Consider the following 11759-nt stretch of genomic DNA (forward strand, 5'->3'; position numbering starts at 1 on the left):
GCTCAGCGCACGCCCTCACCCGCCATGGCATCGGCGGTGAACACCGAGTCCTTGTAGGGCGGCACGATGCGGTACTGCTCCTGCTTGCCGGCAAACAGGTCGCCAGCGAACCATGCGCCGGACAACAGGTCGTAGAAGCCGTTGGTCAGGGTCACCACGCCTGGCAGGTCAGGCAGCACCACCGGCGAGGTCCAGACCACCTTGGCCAACTGGTTGCGCGCGTCGTATCGCTCGCCCAGCACTGCTGCCCAGGTGTCTTCGTCCAGGTAGTAGGTGCTCTTGGGCATCACGTGGCGCTGGCCCTGCTTGAGCGTCGCCTCCACCACCCACACCCGGTGCAGTTCCCAGCGGATGGCTTGTGGTTTGAGGTGGTGCGGGTCGAGCAGCGCTTCAGCGTTGGCGGCGGTGAACACCTTGTTGGCGTTGTAGGGGATGTACATCTCTTTTTTGCCCACCAGCTTCCAGTCAAAGCGGTCCAGGCGGCCGTTGAACACGTACAGCTCGTCGAAACTCATCACCCCTGCGGTGGCTGGGGTCGGTGTGTCGCAGCAGGCATTGGGCAGGCGGCGGACCCGGCGCTGCCCGGGCAGGTAGGTCCACACCGCGGCTTTGTCGGCATTGAGGTTTTCAAGTCCGGTGATGGCCTCGCCCGCCCGCAGCGGCGGCCCATCGTTGGTCATGCGGATCGAGAAGAACACACCCTTGTCACCACTGCCCCCAGGCAGATACCAGGGCATCTGCAGATCGGCGCGCGAATCGTTGGTCAGCACGTGCTTGCCGTCGGCGGTGGTCAGGTACTGGTTGAAACTGGCGTGCCATGAAGCCCCGCGCCAGCGCAGCAAGTGGTTCCACATGGCTTCCACGCCATTGGCCGGGATCGGGAACGGAATACCCCCGGAGGCGCCTTCGGGCATGGCGCCGGCAGGGCCGTCCACCAGCTTGCCGCTGGTGGCATTGGCGAAGGTTGCGTCGTACACCGATTGCGGTGCGGCTGCGCTGCGGTGGGTCGGGTAGACCTCCAGCCGGTAGCTGTCGGGGTACTTCTTCAGCATCGCCTGGATGCCTGGGGTCAGCTTGTCAGCGTACTGCGTCATGTTCTGCGCAGTGATGGTCAGCAGCGGCTTTTCAGCGGCGAACGGGTCACCCCGCTTGCCGCCGTCCTGGTAAGCGCTGTCGACTTGGGTGTAGCCGCCGGTCCAGGCCGGGATGCTGCCGTCGGCGTTGCCGGCACGCTCCCCGCCCAGTGGCGTCAGGGTGGTCTTGAGCGTTGCCGCCTGCTCGGGGGACACCGCGGCAAAAGCGCCGTGGGCGAGCAGCAGCGAGGCACTCAGGGCAGTGAACAGGGAAACGACTTTATTGTTGTGTTTCATCGGGTGGTCCTCGGTCAGAAGGTACGGCTGACGGTGAAGGCGATGAAGTCGCGGTCTTTGAGCGACTGTTCGAAGGTGTAGTTGTTGGCGGCATCGAGGAAGGTGTTTTCCGGGCCGTAGTAGTGCGTGTAGGTCAGGCCCAGGCTCCAGGTGTTGAGATAGTTGCCTTTCAGGCCGATGTTCAGGTCGCCGCCATGGTCGCTGCCAAAACCGGTACCCAAGGCCATCGAGGCACCGTTGGTGTAGCTCGCACCGATCGGCACGGAGAGGTCCAGGCCAGGGTAGATCTGCCGGTACATCGGCTCGAACACCAGCCGCAGGCTGGTGGCATCGCGGTCGGCGTTGGGGTCGACGGCGTCGGCGTTCTTGCTCACGCTCATCACCCGGTTCCAGGCTATCTCGCCCAGGAAACTCGACTCGGCGGCAATGAAGTTGGGCTCCAGGCTGGCCAGCCAGGAGACGTTGGCATGCAGGGTGCGGCCGGTGGCGTAAACCGGGTTGTCATCGTTGTCGATCGGCTCGTCCGTCGCTAGTGCATGCTGGTTGGTCGAGGCCAATGGCTGGTTCCAACGGGTGGACAGCTCGCCAGCGACGTTGAAGTTGCCCAGGGTGGTGGAAAAACTGCCGCCCAGTGCCTCGATGCCCTCCGGATACACCCAGTAGAACTCGCCGGCCTTGCCACTGACCGGGTCGAGGTTGGCGAAGTCGGGGCGTACGTTGAGCTGCGGCGACTTGTCGTGGAAGCGAATGGCGTAGAGCCCCCAGTCCACGGTTTCGCTGCGCCAGCGCAACTGCACACCGCCCTGCCCCGAGTCTTTGGCCTCCTTGTCGTTGCCGTGGTAGAAGGCCAGCGGCTGGCCGCCCGGGAACACCGGCGCGCCAACGAACATGCGCTCTGCGCCGTCGCCAAAGAAGTCGTCGGTGGAGAAATAGCTGCCAGCTGCCGGCAGGCGGTTGGCCTCCCACTCGAACTGGTAGTAGGCGCCAAGGGATACATCCGGCGTCAGCTGCAACTGCCCGGAAATCTGCTGCACCGGGCGGATCAGCTCCTTGAACTGGGTGTTGGGCACTGACAGGCCCTTGACCACATCCACCGGGGCCATGCCCCCGGCGATGCCGTTCATGCCATAGAACAGGCTCTCGCCCCACTGCATGGCGTAACGGCCCAAACGGCCAGACACCGGCAGCCCACCGATCTCGGTCTTGCCAAAGATGAACGCGTCGAGCAACTCGCCTTTGCGCCCGTGCAAGGTGCGGGTGTCATCGGTGAACTCATCGTAATCGACCGAATAGCTGTTGGCGCGGCTCGGGTCGCCGTTGTCGGTACCCTGGTTATAGACATCGTCATACCAGGCCGCACCGCTGACCCGGGCGCCGACGTTGCCGTAGGTCACATCCAGCTCTGACAGCAGGTCCAGGCGGTTGGAAATCAGGCCTTTGTCGAAATTGCGGTCACCATCATCCAGGTTCAGGGCCGTCTGCCCTTCGGTGAGTTTGCTGCTGGCATCCTGGGTGCGCCAGGCGGCGCTGTACTTCAGGGTATTGTCCCAGCGCACCCGCAGGTCCGGGATGCCAGTGTCGAATTGCATGGCCTGGGCCTGGCTGGCCGCCAGGGCGAAAATCGCCAGGGTGATGGGTTTGAGCGGCGGCAACGGCCGGGTGGTTGCACCTTTGCGAGTCAACATCGGGGTTTCCTCTTTCTTGTTCTTGTGTCGGTGTTGGCATGCGCCACGGCGCGCCGGCAAGGCAGGGTGCGCCGGGCACAGGGATCAAATCGGCCGAGCGGTGACCTCGAGCATCTGCTTGACCAGGCCGATGCGGTCGAAGGACCGGTCCCGCTGGACCTCTTTCTCGCCCGCCAGCAGCGACATGTCGCTGATGTACTTGCAGCGCTCGAACCGGCGCCCCATGAAGCACTGCAACTGCTCGTCCAGGCTGCCGCCGGCGGTCAGCGCCTCGGCCAGCACCACGGCGTCTTCGATGGCCATGCCCGCGCCCTGCCCCAGGTGCGGCGTGGTGGCATGGGCCGCATCCCCGATCAGCAGCACGCGGCCGCGATACCAGGGCTCGTCGACGAACACCGCTTCCAGTGGCTTGTAAACGACCTCTGCGCTGTCACAGACCTGTTCGCGCAGCTCACCGATCAGCCCGCCAAACCCCGCCAGGCGCTGGCGCAGGCCCGCGGCAAGCCCGGCCGGGTCCATCCACGGGTTGCCCGGTTCGTGGGAGGTGGTGAACAGGTACATCAGGTTGTCGGCCAGCGGTACCAGCCCAGCATTACCCGAGGGGCCCTGGAAGTTGGCCAGGTGGTCGATACCGGCTGCGCGCGGGAAGTTGTGGCGCCACACCGACTGGCCGGTGAACCGCGGCTGATAGGCATCACCGAACAGCAAACCACGGATCTTCGAGTACAGCCCATCGGCGCCGACCATCAGCGCATAGCGCCCCTGGCGGCCATCGCTGAACAGCACGTCGATGCCAGTGGCATCCTGCTCGAAGCTCTCCACAGAGGTGCCCAGGCGTACCTGGGTACCGAGTTCGATGGCGGTTTCGCTCAGCACCTTGTGCAAGGCGCGGCGGGAGATGCCGACGTTGGCCGGGTACTGCGGGCCGGCCAGGCGCTGCCCCGGGATCCGCGCCAATGGGTGGCCTTCAGTGGTGTAGATGGCCACGTCTTCGAAGGCGTAGGCCGCGTTCAGGTAGGCGTCGAGCACCCCCAGGCGGTGCATCTCGCGCACCACGTTGCTCTGCTGGATGATGCCGACGCCGTAGACGGTCCACTCGGTCTTGAGTTCGACCAGGTCGACCGCTATCCCCTTGCGCCGCAGCGCGATGGCAGCGCACAGCCCGCCAATCCCGCCGCCCACGATCAGTACGTTGCTCACAGTATTCATGGCATCCCTCACGTCTTGTTCTTGTTGTTCGCCGCAGCGTGGGCGGCGGGCATGTCCTGTGCCTTGGGCACAGCTTCCCGGCAGCGCCGGGCTTTGACCAATCGAGTCCTGGGATGCGACCTATCACGCGGCGCGATACCTCAGGGGTGCAACTGTTCCAGCGGCACTACCAGCCAGCCGTCCACCTCACGGTGATCGAGCGCCTGCAGTGCATCGCCACGGCACGGGCCGTGCACGCAGGTGCCATCGTCAGGCCGAAAGCGCGCGCCATGGGCGTAGCAGACCAACCACTGGCCATCGGCACTGAGAAAGCGGTCCTTGCGGTACTCCAGCGGTACCCGCAGGTGCGGGCAAAGGTTGCGGTACACCCGCACGACCCCGCGGTGGCGGAGGGCGAACAGGCTGTCTGCCCCCCTGCTCTGCGGGTCGAAGCCGCGGGCCTTGCCCTCGCCCAGCTCCGCGAGCGGACACAGCGCCACACCAGCCATTGCTCAGGCCTGTTTTGGCGGTGGGCCACCGGGCGCCCACTTCTCCCGCGCAGCGAAGAGGAACAGCTGCGAGTTGTCGGCCGACATCGGCGCCTGGCGCGCCGCCCACTGGTCGTCATGCTTGTCCATGTCGGCGTCGTACTCGATGTGGCAGCCCAGCGGGCTGTTGAAGTACCAGAACCAGTTCGAGCCCAGCAGGTGACGGCCTGGGCCCCAGAAACTGGTCCAGCCTTTTTGCTGGAAGCGATTGCCGGCCAGCAGCACTTCCGTGCCGCTGCCCATATGGAAGGTGAAATGCTCGCAGCCCTGCATGTGGGGCGGGGTCTGGATCATGAACAGGCAGTGGTGATCGTCCATGCCCGCGGTCCGCATGAACGGGCCGACGCCGATGAAGCTGTCGGTGGTGACGAAACCCAGGCGGTCGCGATAGAAGGCTTCGCCTTTGGCCGCGTCCGGCACGAAGTACACCACATGGGACAGGGTGCGCGGCTGCGCTGGCATGTCCAGGGTGATGCCCAATTGGTTGAGTGGCCGCTGCGGCGTGCTGCCGGGCGCGTTGGTGAGGTCGGCCGGCGCCTGGAAGCTGCGCCTGCAGGTGACCTGGAAGGCGATGGCAAAGCCCAGGTCGTCGACACTGTGCAGCACGCCCTGCGCGTCGCGGCGCACCTCGCGGTCGCGCCCCAGCTCGTCGGCGATGGCCTCGAGGTCCTGCGCCGCGGCGACGCCATACACGGTTTCACGCAGCGATGGGGTCGGGCCCAGGGCCGGCGGCAGGTGGGGGTCATCGCCGCGACGGATGATGATCGCCGTGCCGTCGAGCGCTTCGAAACGGCCACCGTCGCCATCCAGTTGTACGGCTGACAGGCCGTAATCACGCAGGCAATCGGCGCAGGCCTGGATATCGTCGACGCCAAACACCAGTGCGTCGAGTCCAAGAATGTTCATGGCTACCACTCCATTGAAATTATTGTTCGGTGCCAGCCAGGGTCACCGGTAGCAGGTCGTGGCGGCGGGCTGGCCGCTCGACTGGAGGGCAGATTGCTGGCTGATCGGCCAGGCTGACCAATCGTGTGTCAGGATGCGAGGCATCGGTAAACGCGATACCTGTGCGCCAGCCCATGACGCCTGGCGTTGGCTCGGTTCAACGGCAGATTGGCCTTGACGTATCGGCGATGCGGCGGGAAGGTATCGCGAAAATAACTACAAGAACCGTGAGCTATCACCATGCGCTTTCACCACCTGGATCTGAACCTGTTGGTGGCACTGGATGTCCTGCTCGATGAGCAGAACATCACCCGTGCCGCTGAACGCCTGCACATGACGCAATCGGCCACCAGTGGCGTGCTGGGCCGCTTGCGAACGTTTTTCGAGGACGAACTGCTGGTGCAGGTGGGCCGCAAGATGCAGCCCACGCCCTATGCGCTGGAGCTGGCGCAGCCGGTGCGCGAGGTGCTGCTGACCATCCGCTCCTCGATTACCGCCAAGCCGGTATTCGACCCGTCGAGCAGCAAACGGCACCTGCGCCTGGTGACCTCGGACTACCTGATCAGCGTGCTGTTCGCCCAGGTCATCCAGAAAATCCATCTTCAGGCGCCGCACATCACCTTCGAGATGATCAGCCCCGGCGACAACAGCGCCGAGCTTCTGATGCGCGGCGAAGTCGACATGATGATCGTGCCCGAGCGGTACCTCATCGAAGGCCACCCCTCCCAGCTGTTGTTCGAGGAAGATCATGTGTGCGTGGTCTGGCGCGACAACCCGCAGGTCGGCGACAGCCTGACGCTGGAGCAGTACATGCAGATGGGGCATATCTCGGTGGGCTTTGGCCGTAACCGGCACCTGAGCATCGAGGACTGGTTCATGAACCAGTACGGTTTCAACCGCCGCCTGGAAGTGATCACCAACGACTTCAACACCCTGCCGCAACTGCTGGTAGGCACCCCCCGTGTGGCCACCATGCACCGGCGCCTGGCGCAGCTGTATGCCCGCTATCTGCCCCTGCGGATCCTGCCGCCACCGGTGAAGATCCCGGTGATGCGCGAGTTCATGCTCTGGCACCGCAGCATGGACGGTGACCCCATGCACCGCTGGCTGCGTGAGCGCATCAGCGATTTCATCCAGCACCTCGACCAGCGACCTGAGGAGCTGCGGGCCAGCGCCTGACCGGCAGCCATCGCCCCGGCCGGCGCAATGTCGCCGGGGCATCGCGTTTGGCGATACCTCGCATCCCTGTTCACGATTGGCCCCTCCTCGCCCTGTCTGCGTAACTTGCCTTCGGACATCGCCTTGTGTGCCTGGCGCGATGCTCAGGCACCGGATTCAACGACCGCAGAAGGACAACAACAATGTTCCGCTACTTCCCCACCAACTATGTCTGGAACCTCTCGGTGGACCTGGCCATCGAAATGGGCGCCCGCCTGGGCGAGATCGAAGCCATGTGCGCGCCGCTGCAGGAGGCGGCGCGGCAACCTGACGCCGCCGGCACCCAGGCCTTTCGCGAAACCTGGTCAAAGATGGCCGACAAGCTCTGCGCCCTGGCCGATGAAGACGAGGCCGCTGGCCGATGCCTGTCCGCTGGCGAAAAATACAACCGCGCCGCCACCTACTACCTGACCTGCGAACGCCTGCAGGCCCATGGTGCGCCAGGGCGCGAGGCGCTGTACCAGCGTTTCCTGCAGACCTTCGCCCGCGGCATCGAGCTGTCGCGGGAAAACTGCGAGCGGGTGCAAATCCCCTACGAAGGCCAGTATCTGAGTGGCCTGCTGGTGCGCGCCGAAGGCACGACCGGCCCGGCGCCACTGCTGGTGCAGGTCAATGGGCTGGATTCGACCAAAGAAATGAAATATCGCGTCGGCCTGCCGGCGTGGCTGGCCAAACGCGGCGTTTCCTCGCTGATCATCGACCAACCCGGCACGGGCGAGGCGCTGCGCCTTCAAGGCCTGACCGCCCGTTACGACAGCGAACATTGGGCCAGCCGCGTGGTGGACTGGCTGGAAACCCGCCCGGAAGTCGACCCCAAGCGCATCGGTATGGAGGGGGTTTCGCTGGGGGGGTACTACTGCCCGCGAGCGGTGGCCTTCGAGCCGCGCTTTGCCTGCGGCGTGGTGTGGGGTGCCAACCACGACTGGCGCGACGTGCAGAAGCGGCGCCTGGAGAAGGAAGGCGACTTCCCGGTGCCGCATTACTGGGCGCACGTGTGCTGGGTCTGGGGCGCGAAGGACATGGACGAATTCATGACCATTGCCGAACACGTGCACCTTGATGGCGTGCTCGACCGCATTCGCGTGCCCTTCCTGGTGACCCACGGTGAAAAGGACTCGCAGATTCCGCTCAAGTGGGCCCACCGCACCTACGAGCAACTGGTCAACAGCCCCAAGCGCGAACTGAAGATCTTCACTGAGCGCGAAGGCGGCGTGCAGCATTCAAGCTTCGACAACAGCATCAATGCCGGCCAGTACATCGCCGACTGGGTTGCCGAAACCCTTGGCGGGCATACCGCCTGAACCCTTGCTGGCGCGGGCGCCGGCGCAGGTATCGATGCCATCGATGGGTGGCCAACGACAGGATCTGATGGTGCCAGGCGCCGCAGGCACATAGCCTGCCGGAAACAACACGAGGAGTAGAATCCGACCATGAGCGCCTTGCACCTTCACTGCGCCACCCTGTTCGACGGCGCCAGCCTTCAGGCACGCCAGCAACAGACGCTGATCATCGAAAACGGCGTGATACGCCATGTTGGCGCGACCGCCCAGGCACCGCGCCCAGTGCGCGGTGACCGCGAAGTACGCGGCGACTTCGTCATGCCGGGGCTGGTCGATGTGCACACTCACCTGGCGTTCGGCAACGCCCAGAGCGAAGAAGACATCGACATCTGGACCAGTGATGAATTCCGCGCCTTGCGCGGTATGTTCTTTGCCCAGCACGTACTGGCTGCCGGGGTCACCTCGATGGTCTGCCCGGGTGACAGCGGCCAGCTCAGCATCGCCGTGCGCAATACGGTCAACGCCGGGCTCTTCGAAGGCCCGCGCATTGCCGCAAGCAGCCGTGTGATCACCAACCGGCAAAGCCTCAACGACTGGTTTCCCAGCCGCGTCGGCGCCCCCGAATACTTCACCGCTGCGCTGGTTACCAGCCGTACCGAAGCCATCGCGCAGATCCGCAAGCAGGCCAAGGATGGCGTCGACCTGATCAAGATCGCCATGGACGGCACACACCGCCGCCCCAACGGGGAGATCATCGCGGCCTTCACCGCCGATGAAACCCGCGAAATGGTCGACGAGGCGCATCGCCTCGGCTGCCGGGTAGCCACTCACGCCTACGGCCGCGAAGCCGTGATGTACGCGGCCAAGGCAGGCGTGGATCTGGTGTTCCATGCCTTCTACATGGACGACGCCTGCATCGAAGCGCTGCTGGAGGCAGGCAGTGTACTGGCTCCCACCATGACCTTCCCGCAGAACACCGTAGATTTCTGCCAGCCCCACGACCCGGCAGTGACCACAGGCTACGCCGGCTACTGCGCCCGTACCCTGGAAATGGGCACGCCGGTGCTCAAGCGCGCCAAGGCCGCCGGTGTGCCGTTCGCCTGCGGCAGCGACAGCGGTTTTGCCGTTACCCCTTACGGTGAGTGGCATGCGCGTGAACTGGAGTTGCTGGTCACGCGCCTGGGTTTCACCCCGGCCCAAGCGCTGCACGCGGCAACTAACGTCGGCGCACGCCTGATGCCGCGCGGTGAAACGCTCGGCACCCTGGAGCCAGGCAAGCAGGCCGACCTGTTGCTCCTCGACGGCTCGCCGCTCGATGACATCCGCATCGTGCAAGACCGCAACCGCCTGCAGGCGGTGTACAAGGCAGGCCAACCGGTACGCCTGCACCGCACCCCTTACAACCCCAAACAGGTCTCGGACTTCAACTCCCTGAAATGGACCGACCTCTACACCCGCGACCGTGTCGCCGAGCTTGGCAAATGGAGCCAGTGATCATGCAGGCGCTCGATTTCGAAACCGCCACGCGGCTTGCCGCGTCCACGCTGCGACATGCCCGGGCCTTGGGCATGCGGCCCCTGGCAGCCGCCGTGCTCGATGCGGCAGGCCACCCGCTGGCGCTGTTGCGCGATGAGCAGGCCAGCGCCTTGCGCCCGCAAATCGCCACCGCGAAAGCCAGCGGCTGCCTGGGTATGGGCTTCGGTGGCCGGGAGCTGGCACGCCGCGCTCAGGTGATGCCAGCGTTCTTCGACGCGATCAACAGCCTGACCCACGGCCACGTGATCCCGGTGCCCGGCGGTGTTCTGCTGCGCAATGCCGAAGGCGCCTTGCTGGGGGCCATCGGCGTCAGCGGTGACACCTCTGACAATGATGAGCGCTGCGCCTTGCTGGCCATCGCAGAACTGGGCCTGGCCGCTGATACGGGCGACCCTCAGGCGTGATCGACCCCCGCCGCCTGCTCGGTGAGCACCTGCCGGAGCCAGCCCAGGGCCGGGTCGGATGCTTGTTGCGGGTGCCACTGCAGCACTTGCGCAACCACCGGGAAGGCGATGGGCGAAGGCAGTACCCGAAGCGCATGACGACGCGCCAGCGCTTGGGCCTGGCGCCGGAACAACGTCGCGATGCGCGGCGTACCGCTGACGAAGTCGCCCATCAGCGCAAAGCTTGGCACCGCCACGGCCACACGCCGCTCGATGCCGATATCGCGCAGGTGCTGGGTGTCGACCGAGAGGTTCTGGCCATCGGTGAACTCGCGCACGACATGCGCGGCCGCACAGAACTGAGCCAGGCCAAGGCCCGACTGGTAAGCCGCTTCGTGCGCACACACAACGCAGCACAGCTCATCTTCGAGCAACACTGAGTGGGGATAACGCAGGTTGATGCGCCGCTGAGGCACGATCACCAGATCGCTACGGCGGTAGTCCAGGGCCTCGGCCACCACGTCGCCGTCACGCGACACCGGCAGGTCGCGAACCACCAGCGATATGCCGGGGGCCACGCGGTCCAGCACACGGCTGAGGGCAGGCATGACGGTGGCCGCCACATAGTCCGATGCCACCAGGGTGAAGCGCCGCTCACAGCGGCCGGGATCGAAACCCAGGGACGTCTCGACCACCTCACCGACCAGGCTCAGCGCCTCGCGCACCTTGGGTGCCAGCTGCCGCGCCAGGGCACTGGGCTCAAGCCCGCGTCCGAGGGGGATCAGCAGGGGGTCCTGAAAGTGCTCTCGCAGGCGCCCCAACGCAGCGCTGGTGGCAGACTGGCCAAGGTTGAGGCGCTGCGCCGCCCGGCTGACGCTGCACTCATCGAGCAGCACATCCAGGGCGACCAGCAGGTTCAGATCGAGACGTCGGTAGCGCATGGGCAACTTATACCCGACAGCGGTGCGCTCACGGTGCGGGTTTCGCGCTACCAGGTATCGCCAACGGCGATACCTCAGGCCACACCGCAACTGACCCGCTCAGGCCTTGCCGATTTCCGGCGCCAGCATCCATTCAGCGCTGTCGTTCCACACATCCATGCGCACGATCTTGCCCGCCTTCACTTCGAAACGGTCCAGGTAACGGTTGCCGGAAAAACTGCGGCCATCCGGCCACTGCCCGTACAGCGTGCCATTGGAATACACCACGGTGTGGTCCTCGCGCTCACACCAGTCGAACTGCCCCAGCTGCTTCTTCACCCAGGTGTAACGCGCGCCATTGAACGCGGTGATATCGGCCGGGGTGGGCATCGCGCGGCCGCCGGTAAAGGTAATGCGCACGTCGTCGCTCATGAACGTGGCAGCGCGCACCGGGTCGGGGGCCATGGAAGCAGCGAGGAAGTCGCGAACGATCTGTACGGCGCTGTTGCTTTGGGTCATTGCAAGTCTCCGAGGGTGTCCAGAACGGGGCGCAGGCCCCGAGCGATGCCTTGATCCAGTGCACGCGAGGGCGCTGAAGCCGAAGGCGCAAGCCCCAAAACACGGGGTGCCCGAAGTATTTTCCAAATGGCACCTGTTTTGCTAGCACATTTTTATAAATTGCTAGC

11 protein-coding genes are annotated in these 11759 nt (G+C 65.0%); 4 read left to right on the forward strand and 7 right to left on the reverse strand.

Features of this window, described 5'->3' with window-relative positions:
• Positions 1-2: 2 nt before the first annotated feature.
• The 5 genes from ACIPZH_RS01115 to ACIPZH_RS01135 form a co-directional block, all read right to left on the reverse strand.
• A complete protein-coding gene (locus ACIPZH_RS01115) occupies positions 3-1370 on the reverse strand; it encodes a DUF1329 domain-containing protein (RefSeq protein WP_400625163.1) in 1368 nt (455 codons plus the stop codon).
• Between the two features lie 14 nt (positions 1371-1384).
• Positions 1385-3055, reverse strand: coding sequence for a DUF1302 domain-containing protein (locus ACIPZH_RS01120; RefSeq protein WP_400634679.1), 1671 nt, complete (start codon positions 3053-3055; stop codon positions 1385-1387).
• A gap of 84 nt (positions 3056-3139) precedes the next feature.
• Positions 3140-4264 (reverse strand): FAD-dependent oxidoreductase, encoded by a 1125-nt coding sequence (locus tag ACIPZH_RS01125; protein ID WP_400634681.1) that lies wholly within the window; start codon positions 4262-4264, stop codon positions 3140-3142.
• Positions 4265-4404: 140 nt separating this feature from the next.
• Positions 4405-4752: a Rieske (2Fe-2S) protein gene (locus tag ACIPZH_RS01130; protein WP_400634683.1), complete on the reverse strand. Its 348-nt coding sequence runs from the start codon at positions 4750-4752 to the stop codon at positions 4405-4407.
• Positions 4753-4755: 3 nt separating this feature from the next.
• On the reverse strand, positions 4756-5697 hold the full coding sequence (locus tag ACIPZH_RS01135; RefSeq protein ID WP_267823100.1) for a VOC family protein: 942 nt from the start codon (positions 5695-5697) through the stop codon (positions 4756-4758).
• Between the two features lie 279 nt (positions 5698-5976).
• On the opposite strand from ACIPZH_RS01135, the gene ACIPZH_RS01140 reads away from it, so the two are divergent.
• From ACIPZH_RS01140 to ACIPZH_RS01155, 4 genes are all read left to right on the forward strand, one after another.
• Positions 5977-6915, forward strand: a complete 939-nt coding sequence (locus ACIPZH_RS01140; protein ID WP_400625170.1) for a LysR family transcriptional regulator — start codon at positions 5977-5979, stop codon at positions 6913-6915.
• Between the two features lie 182 nt (positions 6916-7097).
• Complete coding sequence (locus ACIPZH_RS01145; RefSeq protein ID WP_400634685.1) at positions 7098-8255, forward strand: alpha/beta hydrolase family protein; 1158 nt, start codon at positions 7098-7100, stop codon at positions 8253-8255.
• Between the two features lie 129 nt (positions 8256-8384).
• The gene (locus tag ACIPZH_RS01150; RefSeq protein WP_400634687.1) at positions 8385-9728 is read left to right on the forward strand and encodes an amidohydrolase family protein; all 1344 of its coding nucleotides are present in this window, start codon (positions 8385-8387) and stop codon (positions 9726-9728) included.
• A gap of 2 nt (positions 9729-9730) precedes the next feature.
• Positions 9731-10174, forward strand: a complete 444-nt coding sequence (locus tag ACIPZH_RS01155) for a heme-binding protein (protein WP_400634999.1) — start codon at positions 9731-9733, stop codon at positions 10172-10174.
• On the opposite strand, the gene ACIPZH_RS01160 is transcribed toward ACIPZH_RS01155, so the two are convergent.
• On the reverse strand, positions 10165-11094 hold the full coding sequence (locus tag ACIPZH_RS01160; RefSeq protein ID WP_400625176.1) for a LysR family transcriptional regulator: 930 nt from the start codon (positions 11092-11094) through the stop codon (positions 10165-10167). The genes ACIPZH_RS01155 and ACIPZH_RS01160 overlap by 10 nt on opposite strands.
• A 99-nt stretch (positions 11095-11193) precedes the next feature.
• The gene (locus ACIPZH_RS01165) at positions 11194-11592 is read right to left on the reverse strand and encodes a nuclear transport factor 2 family protein (RefSeq protein ID WP_400634689.1); all 399 of its coding nucleotides are present in this window, start codon (positions 11590-11592) and stop codon (positions 11194-11196) included.
• Positions 11593-11759 lie beyond the last annotated feature (167 nt).

Origin of the sequence: Pseudomonas sp. NPDC089758 (assembly GCF_044748705.1) — a bacterium.
GTDB classification, from domain to species: Bacteria; Pseudomonadota; Gammaproteobacteria; order Pseudomonadales; family Pseudomonadaceae; genus Aquipseudomonas; species Aquipseudomonas putida_X.